The sequence below is a fragment of the Neobacillus sp. MER 74 genome (assembly GCF_023714155.1).
On sequence record NZ_JAMAUV010000005.1, the window covers coordinates 203,124 to 225,027 of the forward strand.

Sequence of the window (21,904 nt, forward strand, 5' to 3'; positions counted from 1 at the left end):
ATAACGCAAAGTAAGAATTTTTTTCTGGCATTCTGCTTATGTTTTTAAATAAAAACTTATTCACACTGGATCGGCTTCGGAGCCGTTAGGATGTAAGAGAGGTAGGGCTTACGTCGTTTAGGTATAAAACCTTCAGGTGGAAAAATAACCGCGGCAAACTTGTTTTTATAAACAATGATTATTATATAAGTTTTTACTTGCGATGTTGACAACATGAAGTGCAACCAATCACAAGTTACGATAAGAATTCTTTAATGAATTCAACAAAGAAGGCAGAGGGATATTCATTCCTCTGCCTTCGACCATTTTAATAAAAAGCCCATGAAAAAAGACCTAATTCCAGATCAGGCCCTTATTTTTTGATAACAATCGCTTGTTTCCCCATTTGCTCCCAAGCTTTAATAAAACTCGTTCGATTTAATTTCTGATTTTTTTCCCCATACGGATTGTTAATATAGATATAGTTTTCATCGTAACCGGTAATGACAACACTATGCTCACTAAAAGTAATATTGATTTTTCCCTGCGGAGTATTCCATGCTTGAAAAACTGACACAGGCGCAAAGCTTGATGTCGTGATAATCCAGACAGGAAGTCCTTGACCTACTTCTTCTAAAACTTCATCAAATGAATGATTAGTTAAATTAACTGCCCGATCACCAACGTATTTCTGCGCAACGTCAAAAACGGGACCATTATAAACCCCTAGTCCTGGACCATTCGCCATATCGCCGACAAACCCTGCATTAGGATTCCCCTTTTTCCCGTTACTATAAGTTAATGGGACAGTTTTAACCCTATTAGCTAACTCATTTTTTGTCACTTGTATTCCGTGATAGTTAAGAATCATCGCCAAACTGGTTATTTCACAGCCATTATATAGTTTTGGTGCGTCCATTTGATTGATTAACGGCACATCCAGTTTGATACTATCAGGCACTTTCGGAGCCTCTTTGGCAAAGAGTGCTAGTGTCCTTGTTTTTAATGATGCAGCCTGGGTAACTTGTGCTATGGCTGGACGGTCAAACTTTACCTTAAATATCGTTATGCCACTAATCACTATGATGCAGACAACGATTAAAGAAATTACAATTTTTTTCATAAATGAATGTACCATTCCTTGTATTAGTCTTTGCTGGTGATTCTTGTAATATACTATTATATTACCTACTAAAATAGTTCAACGCAAGAAAGGAAAACATTTTCCAATTTATGATATCAATTGAATCTTAATTTTCCCTTAAATAAATTCCCCTTTAGTATATGACTAAAAGGGAATTTATTTAGGCTTTCACCTTATGTTGTCTAAATTTTTTCGTTATTTGATTAATTACCTCAGAGAAAACTAATCCGAAGGCGATTGCCCCTGCAAGCATGAAAACTTTTGCAGCCAATGTAATCGCTGAGTAATAATCATTCTCCACAAAATTCCGCATCGCATCATAGGCCAGACCTCCAGGTACGAGCGGAATAATTCCAGCTACACTAAAAATGATTACTGGCGTTTTATAAAACTTTGCTAATTCCTGACTGAGTACAGCTATAAAAATAGTCGCAGCTAATGTAGCTAAAATGGCGTTATCTGAGTAGTCTTCTAGAAGAAAATAAATTAACCATCCACCCATTCCGATCAGCCCGCACTTTATTAGTGATTCCTTCGGGGCATTAAAAAGAATCCCAAAGGCGCCTGTTGCAATAAAACTGGTGATTGCTTGTGCAAGAACAGCCATGGTAAATTCACCTCACTTCACAAAAAAGATAATACGACGGCAATCCCTGCTCCAATCGCAAACGCGGTCAGAAATGCTTCCGCACCCTTTGATAACCCCGAAACTAGATGACCCGCCATTAAATCTCGGATGGCATTGGTAACTAGGAGACCTGGAACTAATGACATCACAGAGCCGATAATGATTTTATCTAATTGTTGACCAACTCCCAATTGGACAAACAAAAAAGAAAGTAAGCCAATCACAAACGATGCTAAAAACTCCGAGAAGAACTTGATCGGGACAAATCGATGAAAATTGACGAAACTAAGGTAACCCATTCCTCCTGAAATCATCGAAGGAATAAAATCATTCCACCCGCCTTCAAACATGATCATAAAACAACCGCTTGCTAATGAGGCGGCAGCCACTTGAATCATAAATGGAAAGGTTACATTGAGAGAATCAACTCCCCTTAACTGCTCCCAAGCTTCTTTCAAATTTATTTCACCACTGCTAATTCTTCTTGATATGCTATTTACTATCGAGACTTTTTTTAAGTCTGTTGACCGCTCAGAGATTCGAATCAACTTGGTTTTCGTCGGTTCAGCCCCCTCTGCTGAAAAAATGATTCCCGTTGGGGTTACATAACTATGCGTATGTTCAATACCAAAGGCAGCCGCCATTCGCATCATAGTATCCTCGACACGATAAGTTTCGGCGCCGCTTTGGAGCATGATTTTCCCCGCCAGTAAACAGACCTCCATAATTTCATATGTTTGTTCTATCTGATTTCCCATTTCCACCACACACACTTTTACATTTTTACTTAGTTTAAATGAAAATAATCGTTTAATCAAAATTAACTGAACCAAACCTTTTAGCTATATAGAACGAAATTATCCAAAACCTTATAAATATGATAAATGTTTCAATTCTCCACTATACACTTAGCATGGATTCATTATATAATATTATATAATGACCTATTTGCTTGAAAGGAATTTTACAAAATGAAATTAAACAACTCTAGTTCAACACCTTTATATGACCAGTTAAAACAAATTCTGAAGGAAGCCATTGATCAAGGGGAATATAAATCAGGAGATAGACTGCCTAATGAATCGGAATTATGCGATTTGTATGGTGTCAGCCGAATTACCGTAAGAAGAGCGATTCAAGATTTAGCTGATGAAGGTTTTTTAGAGCGAAAGCAAGGCAAGGGAACTTTTGTAACAAGAACCAAAATCACAAGGGAATTGGTTTCTATTGATGGATTCACTGATTTCAGTAAGCAAATTGGAAAAAATCCATCCAAGCGAATTCTTGCTTGCGAAGAGCTGAAAGCAACTCCGGAAATTGCCAAAGCACTACAAATCAGCATTGATTCTCCTGTTTTAAGGTTGGTCAGGATCATGTCGATTGATCAACAGCCATTTGTACTTGATATAGCTCATTACTCTTTAGAACGCTTTCCAAACTTAATGACACACTTCACTGAACATGAATCAACATATGAAGTTTTGAAAAATATTTACCATATCAATATTAAATCTGGTTCCAGCAAAAAAATTATTACGGTTATACCAGCTTCTGTATTGGAGGCAGAATATCTGGACTGTGAAATCGGGGAGACATTATTCAATATTGATAAGACTGTTTTCGATGAAACTGGAGTCCCGATACATACTTCAAATTTCAAGACTCCAACAAATATGATAGCACTCACAATCACTACCTAAAAAAATTGGCTCTGTTAAACTGGCCTGTTGATTTCTGCTCCAGGCACTTCGCTCCAATCAACAGGGTGCCAAAATAAACAATAAGCTTTAACACAGCTAAAAAATTAAAAGGAATACTTGGGCTTTAACCAAATCCCAAGCATTCCTTTTTCAGCCTAAAAAGTTAACTGTTTTCCATGTCCAAATGCTCCATTTACTTCACATGTTCTTGCAGCAATTTGTGCCGCCGCCTTTAATGATTCTTTAATGGACACCCCATTAAAGTAATTAGTTAAAAAACCAGCGATGAACGAATCCCCTGCACCTAATGTATCAATAACATTTGCTTCTTCAATTCCCTGTTGGTAACGTTTGTTATTATGGGACATAATTACACCTTTTGAACCTCTGGTGATTATGATAAACGGGGTTCCCATTCCATGTATTTTAAGAAATAACTCTTCTAGTTCAACCTCTGTAAAATCACTTCCTGAAATAAATGCAAATTGGATATGCGGGCAAACCTTTTCTAATAATTCATTTGTAAAATGATTAGAGAAATCATAAGAAATAGGTAAATGCAGTTTAAGAAGAGGTAATTCTTCATCTAAATGACTGTATAGACTTGTATGTACTAAATCAAACGATTTAATATATTCATAGTCATCCTCCGCTAAATTCAGCTTGAGTTTAGCTTGTACACCACCTTTATTGGATTTGACAAAGATTCGGTCTCCATCCACATTTAGGTCAACATACGCCTTCCCACTTTCACCAACCGCTCTTCTAACATGACTTGTATCTACTAAGTTCTTGGTTAAAGAATCTAAGATATGGTCACCTTCAACATCCGTTCCAATTATCCCAATATAAGCAGCGGCCTCCGCTCCACTTTGTTTGGCTAAAACGGCAACATTTAAAGCATTTCCACCAGGAAACATTTCGTTCCGATCCTGATAAATGTCAACAACACTATCACCTATTCCAATAATCTTCATTATTTCCTCTCCTCCTTATCCTTTCACACTACCTGATGATAACCCTCGAATAAAATACTTCTGCATGAACATAAATAAGAGAATAATAGGCAAAGCGGAAATCATTAAGCCTGCCATCAGAACTCCCCAATTGGTTTGAAGCGCATCTCGGAATTGCATCAATCCTGCAGGAATGGTTTTCAGCGCATCAGAATCCACAAAAATTAAGGCAAACATAAACTCATTCCAGGTATAATACGCGGTTAGCACAACCGCCGTAAGTAGAATTGGCTTATTTAAAGGAACAAAGATTTTTGTGAAAATGGACCATGTATTACATCCATCCAGAAAGGCGGATTCTTCCAGCTCTTTAGGTACCTCAAGAAAAGCAGCACGGATCAGAAGGATCGTAATTGGAATGCGATAGGCTACATAGGGAAAGATCATCGCAAAATACGTATCATGAATTCCTAATAATTGAATGAGTTTGTATAGAGGTACTAAACTTACTTGCGGGGAGAGCATCATTCCGCCCATACAGATCACTAACAGGATATTCTTCCCTTTAAATTCAAACCTCGATAAACTATAAGCGCCAAGTGCACTAATTAATACTGTTAGAAAGCAGGTAGTAGCTGTAACAATTAAACTATTAACAAAATAGCCAGATATCCCTGTGTTCCATGCCTCTGTATAATTAGAAAACATCCATTCCTTAGGTAGTGCCCAACTGCTGGAGAAGATCTCTGAAGTTGATTTAAATGAGTTAATTACCATCCAAAAAAGCGGATAAGCTATAACCACAAAATACAGAATCAGGATTGTAAAGATTGGCAGTCCTTTAACAACATTCTTTTGCTTCCTATATTTAGATGTAATTGGAATCGAATGATGGTAGTCCATTACTTTGCTTGTCTCCACTCTAAACATCCTTTCCTGTTTTGAATACTTTCAACTGAACCAAGGATACAATTAAGGTAATAATCAAAATCACGGTAGCCACAGCCGATGCATAACCCATTTGGTCTTTTCCAAATGCGGAATGATAGAGTAATGTTCCTAAAACTTCACTTGAATTACCAGGTCCACCGCCCGTCAAAATATACGGCTCATTAAACACCGTGAAAGCACCTGTTAACGTAATTAGTGTAGAAACAAAGAACATCTCTTTTACTTGAGGAACAGTAATTGAAAAGAATTTTCTGATTTTACCAGCTCCATCAATATCAGCGGCCTCATACAATTCTTGAGGGATATTTTGAATGGCAACAATAAATAACATCATAATGTAACCAATACTTTGCCATTGAGATACAGCGATCACAGCGAAAATCGCCGTTTCAGATTCTCCCAGCCAAGCTCTTGTTAAATTTTCAAGACCTAACATATTTAATAGCCCATTTAAGATTCCGATATCCGGATTATAAACAAATGTGAACAGTAACGCGATAACCGTCATTGAGATGACAACTGGAAGGAAAAATACGGTCCGAAACAATCCACTTACGAGCCGGATCAGTTTATCTTCAAGGATCGCTGCTAGAATCAATCCGCCAAACACTTGAAATATAATAGAAATCAATGCATACCAAAGATTATTTTTTAACGCTATATAAAAAACTTCATCTTTAAAAAGATTAAGGAAATTTTCGAATCCAACAAAAGTCTTTTCTACTGAAAAAGCTGAGAAATCATAGAAACTATAAAAAAAGTTTTCAACAATCGGATAGTAAACAAAAAGGGCCAAAAAGATTAAGCAAGGTGCAATATAAAGGTATGGTAACCACTTGTTTGTATTTTGCATAATAACTCCCCTTTTTTAAAAGGCGTATCTTTGGAAAAAAGGTGGTCAATTTTTCAACCACCTTTCTGGCTTCCTATTATTTTGCAGACGCCTTCACTTCTTTTGCTGCTGCTCTGACATCTTTCATTACATCTTCTGGACTTTTCTTTCCGTCTAACATTAGCTGAGTCCCATTTAAATAAGCATCGACGATTTTAATATCTACTGCTGTATCAAACCATAAATACGTTTGCTCAGCATTAACAATTAAATTGATCGCTTCTTGTTGAAGTTTAGATGCATTCGCTTCAGTTGTTGTTCCTTTAACTGCACTGTATTCACTAACTTCTTTTAATTGTTCTGTACCTTTTTCCTTTGAAGTTAAGAATTTAACAAATTCCATGGCTTCTTTCGGATGCTTTGTTTTAGAAGAAATCATAATTCCTTCTGGTGCTGCTGTGATGGAGTTAGCATTTCCTTCTCCGCCTTCTACGCCTGGTACATTAAATACACCTAAATCTTCTTTTAATGATGGTTCAATTAACCCAATTTCTGCAAGTTGGAAGAATCCAATTGCTGCTTTACCACTATTAAATAACTCACGTGAATATTCATGGTCTACAGAGTTTACTCCTTTATTGAAGTAAGGTTTAAGCTCCATGAACTTTTCTAAAGCCTTTACGTATCCTGGGTGTGAGAAGTCACCCTCAGGATTTTTTGGATCATAATCTTTATCAATAACCTCCTGCGGTACCATTAATTGATTCAATGTTCCAATATAATGGGAAATCGTCCAAGGTGCTTTACTACCAAAAGTGATTGGAGTCAATCCAGCGGACTTTAACTTTTTAGAGACATCAAGGAGTTCGGACCAAGTTGTCGGAACTTCTAGATTTAAATCTTTGAAAATTTTCTTATTATAAAAGAATGCTTTACCATCAGTGGACCATGGAATCCCATAAATTTTACCATCTAGGGTGAAGGCATTGAACTGGGAAGCGATGATTTGATCCGACCACGCCTTATCCTCATTAACATAGTTAGTTAAATCAAGCGATTGTCCTTGACGTGCAAAGTTATAAGCAAATTCTCCACTCCAAGAAAAGTAAACATCTGGAGGGGTGCTTGATCCTAAAACGACACGAATCTTTTCTTTATAAGAATCGTTTAAAACGGCTTCTGTTTTAATTTTAATGTTTGGATGTGCATTCTCAAACTCTTTTACTGCCTTTTCGAAGTATTGCTTTTTAGGTTGATTCGGCCAGCGGTGGAAGAATTTAAGCTCGACGACATCTTTTCCATTCGTTGAACTAGAACTCTTAGAACAGCCAGCAAAAAAGGATAGAAAAAGGATAGAAATAATACTTAAAATCAATAACTTCTTCATTAAGCTTCCCCTCCAGAAGAGATCCGTTTCTATGATTTATGCAGAATATTTGTTATTTCAATTTGATTAATATTCAACAGTCCACATATATCTTCTTTTTGATAGCGGATGGTTTCGGGCTTCAGCCAACTGATCCGCATATTTTCTTAAAACATAATTTAAGACTAACGGTGCAATATATCCTTGAACTTCCTCTGCTACCCCAGTGAAATCAAAGTCTTTCGCATCAAGGACAACCAATTTCTTGCCATAACGCTTAGAGAATTCTAGAGATCTTTCTTCTAATGGTCTTGTTTCATCTAATCCAAGTAAGATAATGAATGGTGTTTCTTCATCAATAATCTCGAATGGTCCATGGAAGTACTCTCCTGCATGGATAGCGTGTGAATGAACCCATTGCATTTCCATCAGGATACAAATCGCATAAGAGTAGGCAACACCGTAGTTTACACCGCTGGCCATTGTATAGATAATTTTTTCATCTTTATAATCTTTTCCAAATGCTTCAGCTTTCGATTGATAGAGAGCTGCCGCTTTTTCATAAACATTCTGTAAATTCTCAAGACTTTCTTCTACTATACTAGCTTTTTCATTATTTTCAACGACTTTTAGTACACCAAATACTAGTTGATATAGTACCGAATAATTAGTGGTAAAAGCGTTTGCTTTTTCGCCCCATTGATACTTCAATACGACATCTGAAGCTTGTGCCAATGGTGATCCTTCCTCATTTGTTAAAGAAACAGCCAATGCCCCTTTTGACCTAGCAAATTTTGCTGCTTCTACTGTTTCTGGTGTGGTACCTGAATGAGAGCACAGGATAACCAAGGAACCGCTTCCAAGTTTCGCATGATTGCGATGGATAAATTCATTTGCACTATACAGGTGGGAATCAAGAACTTTTGCTTCACGGTCAATGACATACTTGCTTGGATACATGATCGCTGAAGAGCCTCCACATGCTACAAAAAATACGTTTGTAATCTCCCTTTTTTCTACTTCTGCTAAAGCTTGTTGCACTTGATTTTTAACGTCAACTACTAATTCAGTCGTCATTTTTGTTGCCTCCCTGATAAAATATTTTAGTGAATGAACACCAATAAACTCTTTAAACAATATACAACTTTATATAACGTTATATGTTGTTATATATAAATTACTATATCTTCAGACTCTCGTCAATGGAATTTTCAGAAAAATGAAACGACATTTTCCGACAAAAAAAAACCCATCCACAATGTGAATAGGCTTCAAATTCTCTATTAGTTATTTTTGTTTATAATACGTAATCGCTAATGCAAAAGCCAAGACGGTTCCTTTAACAATATCCATCGCATAATACGGCACGGACATCATGACGAGTCCATTTTGCAGGATTCCAATCAGGACTGCTCCAACAAATGTTCCAAACGCATTGGCCTTCCCCGCTCCCAGGACAGAAAAGCCGATATATGCGGCAGCCACTGAGTCCATTAAGTAAGGAGCACCAGAGTTAATTTCTGATGTCAACACCCTTGAGGCCAGTACAATCCCGCCAATAGCCGCAAACAAAGCCGAAAGTAAATACGCAGCCACTTTATATTTATTGACTGGAATCCCTGATAATCTGGCCGCTTCCTTATTTCCACCAATCACATACATATAGCGGCCATGCTTTGTATAATTCAAAAAGATATGCACAAGAATCACAGTAACAGCCATAATAATGATAATCCATGGAACTTCGCCGATTTTTGTAAAAAATGGACTGATTAGACCTGCCGCCATCGAACCATCAGGCATAACCATATTTTGTGAAACCGTTGCTCCTTTTGTATAGGTCAGTGCCGTCCCTTGGATGATGAACATAGTTGCCAGCGTCATCAGCATGTCTGGAACTCTTAACTTCACAATCATAAATGAGTTTAATGCACCTACAACTAAGGATGCCGCAATTGCAGATATGATTGCTACCAGTGTGTTTTGCGAAAACCAAACAAACATCGAAATAACAATCGCATTTGATAAGGAGGCGACCGATCCTACTGATAAATCAAAACCATCGACTGACAAAGAAATTGTAATCCCGATGGCGATGATCGTTACAATCGAGATGGAACGCAGGATATTGATTATATTGCTGCCTTGAATAAAGGTAGGATTGGCAGCCGAAAAGATAATAATAAGTGCAAGAATCGTAATAATCGTTCCATACTTATATAAAAATTGAAATATCTCAAATACTTTTTTGGCAGGGGCTTCCTGCTTCTTTGCTGCGATATTTGCTTCCATTCTATCTGCCCCCTGTTGAATAAAATAATAATTCTTCTTCGTTAGTTAGGCTTGTTTCAACTTCCTTAACAGACCTGCCATCATATAAAACATAGACTCGATCGGTAATCCCAATAATCTCTGAAAGTTCGGATGAAGCATAAATAATCGCTTTGCCTCGATGGGCCAACTCATTAATTAACTCAAAGATATCCTTCTTTGCTCCCACATCGACACCTTTAGTGGGTTCATCAAAAATATATAAATCCGCCTCCGCTACAAGCCATTTTCCAATCGCTACCTTCTGCTGGTTTCCTCCAGAAAGGTTTTGCACTTTTGTTTCTTCTGAAGGTGTTTTAATCCCGAGACGGCGGACCAAGTGCTTAGCGGTCTCTTTTTCCTTTTTTCGATTTAAAAAGCTAAACACCTTTGTGAAATCCCCTAAATTGGCTGCCGTTAAATTGGTTTCAACAGATTCCAATACAAGTATTCCTTCTTTTCTCCGTTCTTCCGGAACTAGAGCAATTCCCTTCTTGACTGCATCATAAGGGCTTTTTAATTTTACTGTGTGCCCATTAAGTATAATTGCTCCTGCCGTTAGCTTCTCGGAACCAAATAACGCTTTGCATAATTCTGTTTTTCCAGCACCGACCAGGCCCGCAATGCCAATGATTTCTCCTGCTTTCACATGAATATGCAAATCCTTTATTTTTCCTTGATCAGATATGCCTTTTACTTCTAGGATCGTGTTTCCAATCCGATTGTTCTTAACGGGGAACTGTTCCTCCAATTTTTGTCCCAACATATACTCCACCACTTTATCAGAGGTGGTATCTACAATCTTCTTTTTTGCAACCAATTCACCGTTCCTCATGACGGTCACTTCATCACAGATTTCAAAAATCTCTGGCAAGCGATGGGAAATAAAGATCACACCAACATCTTTTTCCTTTAAATCTCGAACAATCCTAAATAATTCGGTCGTTTCGGTATGACTCAAGGGTGCAGTCGGTTCATCTAGGATAAGAAACTTACATTGATTTGAAACAGCCCTTGCGATTAATATCATTTGTTTTTCCGCTAGTGATAACTCACTGACAAGAGTCTTCGTTGAAAGGGAAATATTCATACTCGCTAATATTTCCGCTGCTTTTTGATGAAGGTTCTTCCATTTCATCCATTGCTTTTTCCCCATGTTGTGGACGGTATCGAGCAGTAAAATATTTTCAGCCACTGTTAAATAAGGAATGAGCGCGGTATCTACCTCTTGATAAACGATTTGTATGCCTGCGTCTTGTGCATTTTTCGGAGAACGAATCTTCAGATCTTTCCCATCAAGCCGGATTTCACCGGTATAGTGATCATATGCACCGGAGAGAACCTTCATTAATGTTGATTTTCCTGCACCATTTGCCCCAATCAAGGCTTGGATTTCTCCAGTTTTCATTGAAAAATCAACTTGATTCAGTGCCTTCACTCCCGGAAATTCTATCGAGATGTTCTTCATCTCCAATATTGCGCTCATTAAATTCCACCTCCGTAAGCAAACACTCTCTTCATCTATTGAAAAAGAGAGTGTTTCTAGTTGTTAACCGAGAATTATTTATAATGGTTCTTTAAAGTCTTAATCCAATCCTCTTCAAATGCAGTCGATTGCCCCCAGCCTGGGATAATTTTTGCAAGGTTTACCATGTTTACAGGATCTTTAGACTTTTGAAGATTATCTTGTGAAACTAGTGATGCTTCTAAGTCAAAGGTCTGAGGTGTTTCTTCACCTGCAAGTTTCTTCGCAAGGATTCTCATATCCACAGCACCAATAAGTTTAGGATCGACCGCTGCTGTACTGGTCCATGCACTGCCTTTTCTTTGTATTTCTTGAAGATCCGCATTGGAAACATCAATTCCATAGATTTTTACCTCTTCACGGCCAGCTTCTTTCAGTGCACGCGCTGCACCAATTGCGAAAGCATCCCACGTAGCAAAAATGGCATCCAGTTTTCCTTTAGGATATTTATTTAACATCGCTGCAACCGCATTCTGCGTTTGAACACTTGTATCTGCAGCTGCTACACCAAAGCGTTCCACTTCTTTAAGTCCAGGATTTTTTGAAAGCACATCTTGATAAACCTTATTACGTCTAACCATGGCAGGGAAACCGTCAACCCATAGGTAGGCAATATTCGCTTTACCATTTGTATTCTTTACAAGTTGGTCGAGGGCCAATGTTGCTAACGCTTCATCATCCTGGGAAGTTAGTGTTACTCCTTCGACATTCGCTATATTTGGATTGGAGTCAAATGTAACAACACTTTTTCCTTTTTCAGCTATCTTTTTTACATCATTAACAGTCGCCTCATCATCACCATGAGAAATGATAAATCCATCATAATCTTGGTCTAACGCTTGATTAATGGCATCATGGAACTTTGCCGTGTCACCATTTGCTGTAAACACGTCTACTTTAAAGCCTAGTGCTTCTCCCTCTTCTTTAGCACCGGCTAAGAATTGAGCAGTATGATCGTCTCCGCCAATTTTACGAATAACCTTAATTTTCAGTTGGTCCCCATTCGTGAATTTTTCTGGTACACCTTCAAGTGTAACTTTTTTGCCGCTAGCTTGTTTGGTTTCTTCCCCTGATGCACAGCCAGTAAGTAAAAGTGTGGCTGCCAATGCTGATACAAGCGTACTTTTAAAGATATTTCTTTTCATGTTAAAAACTCCCCCTGTTTGATTCTTATTAATATTCCATTACTCCTATTGGAGAAGTTGGTTTTTATTAAAATAAAGGCTGTGTTAACTTGTCTGTTGATTTCCGTTCCAGGCACGAAGGTCAACATAGTGCTAAAAATCAACATTAACCTTTATCCCAGCCAAAATAAAAAACCTCTCCAGAAAAGAGAGGTTTCATCACAAGTTAAGGGACTACTCCTCTCTTATCTTTCAAAACAAAAAATTGTTTTGCAGGATTTAGCACCAATTCCAATTGGAACGGTTGCTGGGCGTCATCGGGCCAGTCCCTCTGCCACTCTTGATAAGAGAACGTAATATTCTGTTAAGTAATAAATTAGATTTTAGTCCCCTATTGACAAGTTGTCAATAGTGTTTTGAATATTTCTAATAAAGTTATTTTTCACTATCTGGCAAGGTCACTGAATATTAGCTATGACTTTTCGCAACTTTATTGATAGGATAACCCTTTAAAATTATCAGAAATTTCGGTATGATGATATTTAGAAAACCGAAATATATTTCAGAAAGAAGTGTTATTTTTAATGACTCACCAGAAACGTGCAAAACGTAATTTAATCATCATGTGGTTTGCGAACTTCTTTGTCGCTGGAAGTATGACGATGGTTATGCCGTTTATCTCGTTGTACATTGAGACATTTGGAGACTTCTCGGAAAAATATGTCCAACATTGGTCTGGAATCACATTTGGAATTACGTTTGTTTCAGCCTTCGCCTTCTCGCCGATTTGGGGTCGAATTGGCGATCGTTATGGACGAAAAAAAATCCTTATAATATCCGGTTTAGGGATGGGATTATCCATTTTCCTCATGGGGTATGTCCATTCTGTTTGGCAGCTGTTGCTCCTCCGTTTTTGCATGGGATTCTTTTCGGGATTTATTCCGATGTCGCAGGCATTTATTTCAACGCAAACACCACAGGATATTGCTGGGCGCGTGCTTGGAACCTTACAAACAGGCAGTATTACAGGATCCCTATTAGGGCCTATGCTGGGGGGAATCCTTGCAGATTCACTTGGCTATTCTACCACCTTTAAATGGACGTCCATTTCTATTTTCATTTCTGCCCTGCTTGTCATCACCACAAAGGAATTTATGATTGAAGCCAAAAAAGGAACAAAAGCCCATTATTCAAGCAGAGAAGTGGTTAGACATATTGTCCGCAATCCAGTTTTATTAACCGTGCTGCTCATCTCTTCCCTTGTCCAGGTCGCGCATTTCAGCATCCAGCCAATTTTATCATTATTCGTTAGCGACCTACATGGACCGGCAAATGTTGCCTTTTATTCAGGAATTGCCTTTTCTGCTGCCGGACTTGGCAATTTATTAATGTCACGAAATTGGGGAAAGATTGCCGATAAGTATGGTTATATTAAAATCTTAATCATTCTTCTTTTCCTAGCAGGGATCGTCTACCTGCCAGGTGCAGTGGTCACTAATTTTTGGCAGCTGGTTATCATCCGCATTGCTCTTGGAGTCACAATTGGTGGAATCATTCCTGTCAGAGTTGCCTACATTCGCCAAGAGGCACCGCTTACCATGCAAGGGGAAGTTCTCGGCTACAATACGAGTTTAAGGTTTCTAGGAAATATTATCGGACCTATGCTGGGGGGATTTATCTCCGGATACTTTGGATTCTCGGCCGTTTTTATCTGCACTAGTGCATTATTAATCCTAAGTGGAATCATCTTGTTTGTCTCCATGCATCGTCATCCGAACCTAGTTAAACACACCATTTAAAACTATAGCTACAAAAGGCCCGTATAAGGGGCCTTTTTTGTTACAACATGCGCTCATAAACTTTTAAATTAGCATAGATTGCTTCTAATACAGGAACAACAATTCCTTTGTTACGAGCAATTTCTAGTAAATGTCCTTGCAAATGATCGGCCTCAACCAAGAGGTTTTTTTCCATGTCTCTCTGCATGGAAGATTTCATTTGATAGCCCAAATTGTCAATCTGTTTCAATTGAATGGTTTCAATTTCATCAGCAATTGGCGCATTTATTCTTTTCATGATAGACACTAACTCTTTTAGCAGCTGGGAAATGACAGTACGTCCATTTTCATTATCCCGAATAGGACCAATTGGCGCTCTCATTAATGTCGTAATTCCCGACATCGTCGAGATAAATAAATATTTATGCCATAGCTCTTGATTAATATTAACGCTTAACCTAATGTCTGCTTTCGTTCCAGAAAAGCAATCTTCTATTTTTAATATTCGCTCGGATCTTTCTCCAGATCGTTCACCATACAATAACCTATGTGCTTGACTTGACTGAATAACACGTCCATCACGGTCCAATGTGGATTCAATAAAACACAAACCACCAATGATTTTCTCTTCACCAAACTCTTCTGCTAATTTATTAAAATGAACAATTCCATTTAACAATGGCAGTATGAGTGTTTCACTGCCAACGTATTGACGGAAACTATCTATCGCTCCCTCCAAATGATAGGCTTTTGTTGAAAGCAGGATGACATCAAAGGGTCCGGCTACTTCACCTGTTGTAATTGTTTTCGGCTGAAGGGTTACGTTACCATGAATGCTTTCAATTACAAGTCCCATTTCTTCTAGTTGCTTCTTTCTTCCTTCTCGAACTAGAAACGTAACATCCTCACCCTTTTCTAATAGCCTTCCACCAAAATACCCTCCTACTGCACCAGCACCAACTACTAAAATTTTCATGAAAATCCCCCCAAATGCAAATATCAATAAATTTAGTATAAGGGAAATTTTAATGGAATAAAATTACTTTTAATAGATTTATCAATGAAAAAAAAGAACCGTAAAGGCAAATGACTTTACAATTCCTTTTTTAGTTTCTTATATTTTATTTTTTTGAATTGTGAAGTCTACCTCTTGATAATAACTATTCTTCACCAAAATATTGGGACCAAGACATTTGACCGCTGGGCAATGACAACTTAATTCCTTGGCTAAAGAGGATTCTTGCCATACTTGATAAGCATTTAATAGATTGGTAGTTTGGATATTGCCTAATGGCGGGGTATCACCGAAATCTGTCACAATAATATCACCGTTAAAAATATTCACATTCAATCGCGAACGGCCATCCGGATCATTTCTGACGGTAACATTTTTACTTTTATACAAACGTTGTAAAAGCGCTTGATCCTCTTGAATATCGCTGCAAGCATAAAATGGAAGCGTCCCAAACAACATCCAGACCTTCTCATCTCTTACATCCAGTAAGTGATGTATTGCTTCTCGAATTTCACTTAGTGATAGGGTTTCAAGATTGCTAGCAAAATCACTAGGGTACATAGGATGAATTTCATGTCGCTGACAAAGCATTTCATCGACAATCTGACGATGGATTTTCTCTAAGTAAGGTAGTGTGCGCTTGTTTAGCATGGTTTCTGCAGAAACCATTACCCCTGCTTTTACCAGCTCTCGGCTATTTTCTATCATTCTTTTAAAATATTTTTCCCGTTGTTCGTATTCTGGCTTCCGTTCCATTCGGGCAAAACCACCCTCAACAAAATCATCCACCGTCCCCCAGTTATGTGAGATATGTAAAACATCTAAATACGGAACAATTAATTCATAACGGTCTAGTTCCAGGGTCAAATTAGAATTAATCTGGGTCCGAACGCCGCGCTCATGAGCATATTTTAAAATCGGTACCACATAATTTTTAACAGAGGATAAGGACAGCATTGGTTCTCCTCCGGTAATACTAAGCGAGCGTAAAGTTGGGATTTCATCTAACCTTTGAATTAATAGTTCAAGAGGAAGTGCCTGTGGATCCTTTGTTTGAAGTGTATAGCCCACAGCACAATGCTCACAGCGCATATTACAAAGCGTTGTGGTGGTAAATTCGATATTGGTAAGCTGAGGCTTACCGTATTGCTCGATATCTAAATAGGCTTCCCATGGATCATATGAAGGGGTAATTTTTTTCAATGTCGACATAATATCTCCTTAAAATCAGTCTTCAAAAAACCTCTCTATTATAGCTGATTTCCGGATGTTTTTGCTATTTTCAACCATTACAAAAGTTTATGAATAAAAAAATATAATTATTCTAAGCTTGTTTGATGAAAAATTTCCCTATAAATACATAACTCCCCCCTTTTCGATAAAAAATAAAGGGATATTATTTAATCGGATTGGTGGGAATATCAATATGGAAATGCAGCCTTTAGGAGAAGCAGAGAAACTTGCCCTTAAAAAGATGAAAATCTTTCGGCAAAGCATACTTCGCTATATTTTACGTGCGATGCTTGCAAGTATGTTTATTGGTTTTGGTGTCATTGTAGCCTTTAAAACAGGAAACTTCTTCTATATTGTTGATAACCCTCTCGCTTATCCGATGGCAGCACTAACCTTTGGGGCGGCGATCATTTTAATTGCCTATGGCGGTGGAGATTTGTTTACAGGAAATACCTTTTATTACACCTATGCCGCGCTTCGTAAGAAGATGAACTGGACAGATGTCTTTAAGCTTTGGGTTTGCAGTTACGGAGGAAATATTCTTGGAGCTGCCGTGTTTGCTTTCATTATTTTTACAACAGGACTTTATGAAAGTTCAGAAGTTAACGGCTTTTTACTTCATGTTGTCGAGATAAAAATGCAGGTCCCAACGACGGAGTTATTTTTTCGGGCCATTCTCTGTAATTGGCTTGTCTGTATGGCCTTCTTTCTGCCTATGGGCTTGAAGGGGGATGGACCGAAGATGTTTACGATGATGCTGTTTGTCTTTTGTTTCTTTATTTCCGGATATGAACACAGCATCGCTAATATGTGTACATTTGCAATTGCCTTAGTTTTAAATCATCCTGGAACTATTTCTTGGGGCGGTGTCATCCACAATTTAGTACCTGTCACGATTGGAAATATGATTGGAGGCGCTGTTTTTATGGCCATGATGTACTATTATGCAAACAAGCCATTTTTAGATGATTACGACAAAGAACAGGGCAGCTAAGCTTCAATAAGCCCTGTTCGCTTTATTTTAAGAGGGATATCGACAAATTCCCGGGGAAATATCAACAAGATCAGAGAGTAATCGACAACTATTATGAATATTCTAAAAATAAAAATAATTGTAATCATCATCTTAATAAGTACATCTTAAGCATATTTAAAAAGCACACATCAGGTGAAATTCATTGATGTGTGCCTTTTCTTATTTCTTTTTGCTAATAAAATATACGTAGGCTTTAATCATAAAATAACTTACTTCCTCTGGAAGCAGGTCCTTGATCGGTTTTAAGCGTTCTCGGCCGGCTTCTGCCAATGCCTTTTCCAAAAGCGGCATATATTCGGGAGGTATATACTTCGTAAAATCAACCTCTAAACCATGTTGTGCACTTTGAAGCAGATGATTTTCTACCGTGCTTACCGCTAACTCACGCTTCTCGGCAATCTCCTCAATTGATAAATTTTCCTGATGCAGTTTTAATGTTTCCAAATGCGAATCAGTTACCCCAGTTTTCTTGGCAGGTTTCTTTGGGGCTTTTTCAACATGTGCCAATTCACTCTGATAGTCTGAATTGGTTTCGGAGAAGGACCTGATCGCTTGAATAAATTCTAGACCATATTTTTTTAACTTCAGTTCCCCTACGCCGCTCACCTGTAAAAATTCTTCCGTCGTTTTTGGCAGCCTCGCACACATATCCTTTAAGGAAGCATCAGAAAAAATCACGAACGGCGGTACTTTCTCAGTTTCCGCAATTTGCTTCCGTACCTCTCTTAATACCTCAAATAATGGGTCATCTTTGGCTACCTGTTTCACTTGAACAGTTTCGCGGCGATGGACCTGCTGCTTACCTAAGAGGATATCTTTTCCTTTTGGTGAGACGAACAAGGTTGGAAATTGCCCTTGTTCGATTGCTATTAACTCCTGTGATATCAAAAATTCAATGAAGTCACTGACATCCTTTGAGCTTCTATCCTTCATGATTCCATAGGTTGGCAGCCTGTCGAAATTCATCTCTGTTACCTTTTTATTTTTCGACCCCGTTAACACTTGGGCCGTGATTGTCTTTCCAAAACGCTGCCCCATACGAATCACGCAGGACATCACCATTTGTGCTTCCTTCGTTACATCGATGCTTGTCCTAGTATCTAGGCAGTTTCCGCATCTGCCGCAAGGCTCTGTCTCTGTTTCACCAAAGTACTTTAAAATAAATTCCTGCAGGCAGTTTTCTGTATGGCAATAATCAACCATTAGCTGAAGTTTTTCTAATTCTTGAGTCATTCGGCTTCGATCACTGGACTGATCAATCAAAAAACGTTGTATTTGCACATCTTGTGAGGAATGGAGAAGAATACATTCGCTCTTCAATCCATCCCTGCCGGCACGGCCTGCTTCTTGATAATAACTCTCCATGTTTTTGGGCTGCTGGAAGTGGATCACATAGCGGATATTGGATTTGTCGATCCCCATACCAAATGCAGAGGTTGCAACCATCACCGTTGCATCATCTGCTAAGAAACGCTCCTGCTCCCGGTTCCGCTCCACATCACCCATCCCAGCATGATAACGTGCAGCTTTTACATTCGCTTTTATAAGTCGTTCATAGAGTTGATCGACATTCTTGCGGGTGGCTGCATAGATAATGCCTGCTTCTTTATCATTCCTTTTTAGATAGTCTTTAATAAACTTATCCCGATCTTGACCCTTAATAACCGTAAAAGATAAATTTTCCCGCTCAAATCCTGTAATAATCGTATTCTCTTCATTAATGCCTAATAAATCGCAAATATCTTCTCGAACCTTTGGTGTGGCTGTAGCAGTAAGAGCTAATACTATGGGTCTTTGTGGAAGGCTATTAATTAACTCTTGAATATGGCGGTAGCTTGGACGGAAATCATGGCCCCATTGCGAGATACAGTGGGCCTCGTCCACTGCAACCAATGGTATATCCATGCTGTATAGGTCTTCAAGGAAATCATGTGATTCCAATCGTTCAGGTGCGAGATATAATAGCTTGTATCTTCCTTGAACGGCTTCTTGCATGCGCTTATTTGCTTCTCCGTAACTTAAAGAGCTATTGATAAATGTCGCGGGAATACCAACTTGAATGAGGGCATCTACCTGGTCCTTCATTAAAGAAATTAGTGGGGAAATAACAATCGTGGTACCCGGTAAAACAAGTGCAGGAATCTGATAACAAATGGATTTCCCACCACCGGTTGGCATGACAGTAATTGTATTATTGCCAGATAAAACGGACCGAATGGCCTGCTCTTGGCCTGTCCTAAAGGAGCTATAACCGAAGTGGGACTCTAGTAAGGGCAGTGCTTTTTCAAACAAACTTGTTCCTCCTTTCATTTATTAATCTAACTCTATTATACTGCTAGCTTTCCGATTTTCAAAAAGCAATTATCCATAAAAATAACGCTTAAGTACATTTATACCAGTATTATACATTACTATTTTTATATTGTATTGACTATTACCACTATTAACAAGAAAGACTGCCAAAATTCCCCTTGGCAGTCTACCCTTTTTAAATCAAGGTATTATTCAAAATTTCTTCGTTATGTTCGGTCTTTTGCGGCGGTGAGGCAATGGATTCCTGCTCTAGTAAGGACCCTCTTTTACGAATGTGTAGTGCCTGGAGTATAAAGCTCCTCCAATTGTTTTCTTAAAACAAATTTCATTATCTTACCACTGGCATTTCGCGGCAACGCCTCACAAAATACATATTTTCGCGGACGTTTGTAATTCGCGAGCTGGTCTGAATTTTTGCAGTATTCATCCAGTTCCTGCTCCGTGACCTTTGGATCTTTTTTGACAACAAACGCCGTAACCGTCTCGCCCCAGCGGTCATTCGGCTGGCCAACAATTGCCACATCCAGGACACCAGTGTGGGCATGTAAAACGTCCTCCACTTCCCTTGGATATATATTTTCACCGCCGCTTATAATCATGTCATCGACACGGTCATTGACATAAAGATACCCTTCGTCATCAAGAAAACCGATATCTCCGGAATGGTACCATCCTTTATACAATGCTTTCTCCGTCGCCTCTTCCCTGTTAAAATACCCCGCCATCATACATGGTCCTTGCACAATAATCTCACCGGTTTCACCGACTGGTACAACATCATCAGGATCGGATGGACCGTCTTCTCTTGTTCGAACTACCCGAATGTCATGGCTTAAGGCTGCTTGCCCTGCTGAACCTGCTTTCCTCAGTTGATCAGTCTCCGATAGGAAGGTGATAGCGGGGCCCATTTCAGTCATTCCATAGGCTTGAATCAATGAGATTCCTAGATTGTCATGGAGCGCATGAACAAGTGCTGGTGCCATGGGTGCGGCACCATATAATCCAAGCTGGAGACTGGACAGGTCATACTGACTTAGGTCCTCTTGAAGGAGCATATTCCACATGGTTGGTGCTGCAAAGAATTTTGTGATTTTTTCTCTTTCAATTAATGGGAGGATTGCTTTTGGGTTGAATTGATGCAGAATGACATTGCTTGCTCCTGCATGAATCCTTGGCAGAAAGGCACAATGTAGTTCAGCACAGTGGAACATCGGTGCAGTAACAAGACCTACATCTTCTGCTCTAAGTTTGCATGATGCAATACAGAATACACTTTGGTCGACCATATTACGGTGGGTATGCATGACTCCTTTTGGCCTTCCCGTTGTCCCGCTCGTATAAATAAAGGCATAAAGATCGGTTTCTTTCACTTCCGCATGAATGTTCTCAGTGGAAGCAGCTGCCAGTTTTTCCTGGTAGCTTTGTGCGTACGTTGGTGCTTGTTCATCTATAAACCAAAAGGAGGTTTTCTCAAAGCGATTGGCAATCGCTGATAAGACAGGCTCTAAGGCCTTTTCAAAAATAACGGCCTTTGGAGTAGCATCTGAAAGAATATAGGCAACTTCTTCTGACGGTAAGCGGAAATTAATCGGATTGAAGATAGCACCGATTTTTGCACAAGCGAAAAAAGCTGTCCCTAATTCTTCGGTATTAAACATGAAGGTAGAGACACGGTCGCCTTTTTGCACCCCTTCTTTTAAGAGGGCATTCGCGAGTCGATTCACCTGCTCGCTCCATTCCCTATACGTATAGCGGACATTTTTCCTAACATCGTAAATAGCTTGTTTATTCGGATACTTTTTCACCGTCAAATCAAAGATTTTACCAATCGTTGTCGTCATTGAATTGCCTCCGTTACCGAATTTATTTTGGTTTTTCAGCTATTTTACTGGTCTATCAGCGAATTTTGCTAGTGAATCAGCGAATTTTACTGGTCTATCGGCGAATTTTGCTGGTCAATCGGCGAATTTTGCTGGTCAATCAGCGAATTTTCCTCTCCAATCGGCGAGTTCCC

At 38.8% G+C, this 21,904-nt stretch carries 18 protein-coding genes and 1 riboswitch; of the genes, 3 read left to right on the forward strand and 15 right to left on the reverse strand.

Annotated elements, in window-relative coordinates:
- Positions 1 to 352: 352 nt before the first annotated feature.
- The 3 genes from M3610_RS11545 to M3610_RS11555 all read right to left on the reverse strand — a co-directional run bounded on the left by M3610_RS11545 (position 353) and on the right by M3610_RS11555 (position 2,509).
- Positions 353 to 1,102 (reverse strand): C39 family peptidase, encoded by a 750-nt coding sequence (locus M3610_RS11545; RefSeq protein ID WP_251459280.1) that lies wholly within the window; start codon positions 1,100 to 1,102, stop codon positions 353 to 355.
- 181 nt (positions 1,103 to 1,283) lie between these two features.
- On the reverse strand, positions 1,284 to 1,730 hold the full coding sequence (locus tag M3610_RS11550) for a threonine/serine exporter family protein (protein ID WP_251459282.1): 447 nt from the start codon (positions 1,728 to 1,730) through the stop codon (positions 1,284 to 1,286).
- A gap of 17 nt (positions 1,731 to 1,747) precedes the next feature.
- Positions 1,748 to 2,509: a threonine/serine exporter family protein gene (locus tag M3610_RS11555; RefSeq protein WP_251459283.1), complete on the reverse strand. Its 762-nt coding sequence runs from the start codon at positions 2,507 to 2,509 to the stop codon at positions 1,748 to 1,750.
- Between the two features lie 213 nt (positions 2,510 to 2,722).
- Between M3610_RS11555 and M3610_RS11560 the strand changes: the two genes are divergently transcribed.
- On the forward strand, positions 2,723 to 3,451 hold the full coding sequence (locus M3610_RS11560) for a GntR family transcriptional regulator (RefSeq protein WP_098575751.1): 729 nt from the start codon (positions 2,723 to 2,725) through the stop codon (positions 3,449 to 3,451).
- A gap of 155 nt (positions 3,452 to 3,606) precedes the next feature.
- On the opposite strand, the gene M3610_RS11565 is transcribed toward M3610_RS11560, so the two are convergent.
- The 8 genes from M3610_RS11565 to M3610_RS11600 all read right to left on the reverse strand — a co-directional run bounded on the left by M3610_RS11565 (position 3,607) and on the right by M3610_RS11600 (position 12,536).
- Positions 3,607 to 4,428, reverse strand: a complete 822-nt coding sequence (locus M3610_RS11565; RefSeq protein ID WP_251459285.1) for a PfkB family carbohydrate kinase — start codon at positions 4,426 to 4,428, stop codon at positions 3,607 to 3,609.
- A gap of 15 nt (positions 4,429 to 4,443) precedes the next feature.
- Positions 4,444 to 5,337, reverse strand: coding sequence for a carbohydrate ABC transporter permease (locus tag M3610_RS11570; RefSeq protein WP_375377613.1), 894 nt, complete (start codon positions 5,335 to 5,337; stop codon positions 4,444 to 4,446).
- A complete protein-coding gene (locus M3610_RS11575; protein ID WP_251459289.1) occupies positions 5,330 to 6,211 on the reverse strand; it encodes a carbohydrate ABC transporter permease in 882 nt (293 codons plus the stop codon). Before M3610_RS11575 ends, M3610_RS11570 begins: the two co-directional genes overlap by 8 nt.
- A 76-nt stretch (positions 6,212 to 6,287) precedes the next feature.
- Positions 6,288 to 7,577: an ABC transporter substrate-binding protein gene (locus tag M3610_RS11580; protein WP_251459290.1), complete on the reverse strand. Its 1,290-nt coding sequence runs from the start codon at positions 7,575 to 7,577 to the stop codon at positions 6,288 to 6,290.
- A 66-nt stretch (positions 7,578 to 7,643) separates the two neighbouring features.
- Positions 7,644 to 8,633: an SIS domain-containing protein gene (locus M3610_RS11585; RefSeq protein ID WP_251459292.1), complete on the reverse strand. Its 990-nt coding sequence runs from the start codon at positions 8,631 to 8,633 to the stop codon at positions 7,644 to 7,646.
- Between the two features lie 210 nt (positions 8,634 to 8,843).
- A complete protein-coding gene (locus M3610_RS11590; protein ID WP_098575756.1) occupies positions 8,844 to 9,848 on the reverse strand; it encodes an ABC transporter permease in 1,005 nt (334 codons plus the stop codon).
- Position 9,849: 1 nt separating this feature from the next.
- The gene (locus M3610_RS11595; RefSeq protein WP_251459294.1) at positions 9,850 to 11,352 is read right to left on the reverse strand and encodes a sugar ABC transporter ATP-binding protein; all 1,503 of its coding nucleotides are present in this window, start codon (positions 11,350 to 11,352) and stop codon (positions 9,850 to 9,852) included.
- 74 nt (positions 11,353 to 11,426) lie between these two features.
- On the reverse strand, positions 11,427 to 12,536 hold the full coding sequence (locus M3610_RS11600; RefSeq protein WP_251459296.1) for a sugar ABC transporter substrate-binding protein: 1,110 nt from the start codon (positions 12,534 to 12,536) through the stop codon (positions 11,427 to 11,429).
- Positions 12,537 to 12,757: 221 nt separating this feature from the next.
- Positions 12,758 to 12,865, reverse strand: a riboswitch (SAM riboswitch).
- A gap of 234 nt (positions 12,866 to 13,099) precedes the next feature.
- Here M3610_RS11600 and M3610_RS11605 point away from each other — a divergent pair.
- Entirely contained in the window at positions 13,100 to 14,314 is a 1,215-nt protein-coding gene (locus M3610_RS11605; protein ID WP_251459298.1) for an MFS transporter, read from the forward strand.
- Positions 14,315 to 14,354: 40 nt separating this feature from the next.
- Here M3610_RS11605 and M3610_RS11610 read toward each other — a convergent pair whose 3' ends face one another.
- Complete coding sequence (locus tag M3610_RS11610) at positions 14,355 to 15,269, reverse strand: ketopantoate reductase family protein (protein ID WP_251459300.1); 915 nt, start codon at positions 15,267 to 15,269, stop codon at positions 14,355 to 14,357.
- Positions 15,270 to 15,407: 138 nt separating this feature from the next.
- Positions 15,408 to 16,520 (reverse strand): radical SAM/CxCxxxxC motif protein YfkAB, encoded by a 1,113-nt coding sequence (yfkAB, locus tag M3610_RS11615; protein ID WP_251459302.1) that lies wholly within the window; start codon positions 16,518 to 16,520, stop codon positions 15,408 to 15,410.
- Positions 16,521 to 16,734: 214 nt separating this feature from the next.
- Here yfkAB and M3610_RS11620 point away from each other — a divergent pair, with 214 nt between their 5' ends.
- Positions 16,735 to 17,535 carry a formate/nitrite transporter family protein gene (locus tag M3610_RS11620; protein ID WP_251459304.1) on the forward strand — a complete coding sequence of 267 codons (801 nt, stop codon included), beginning with the start codon at positions 16,735 to 16,737 and terminating at the stop codon, positions 17,533 to 17,535.
- 201 nt (positions 17,536 to 17,736) lie between these two features.
- On the opposite strand, the gene recQ is transcribed toward M3610_RS11620, so the two are convergent.
- Both recQ and M3610_RS11630 read right to left on the reverse strand, forming a co-directional pair.
- Positions 17,737 to 19,869 (reverse strand): DNA helicase RecQ, encoded by a 2,133-nt coding sequence (gene recQ / locus M3610_RS11625; RefSeq protein WP_251459306.1) that lies wholly within the window; start codon positions 19,867 to 19,869, stop codon positions 17,737 to 17,739.
- Between the two features lie 287 nt (positions 19,870 to 20,156).
- Positions 20,157 to 21,731 carry a fatty acid--CoA ligase gene (locus M3610_RS11630; protein WP_251459308.1) on the reverse strand — a complete coding sequence of 525 codons (1,575 nt, stop codon included), beginning with the start codon at positions 21,729 to 21,731 and terminating at the stop codon, positions 20,157 to 20,159.
- Between the last annotated feature and the right edge of the window lie 173 nt (positions 21,732 to 21,904).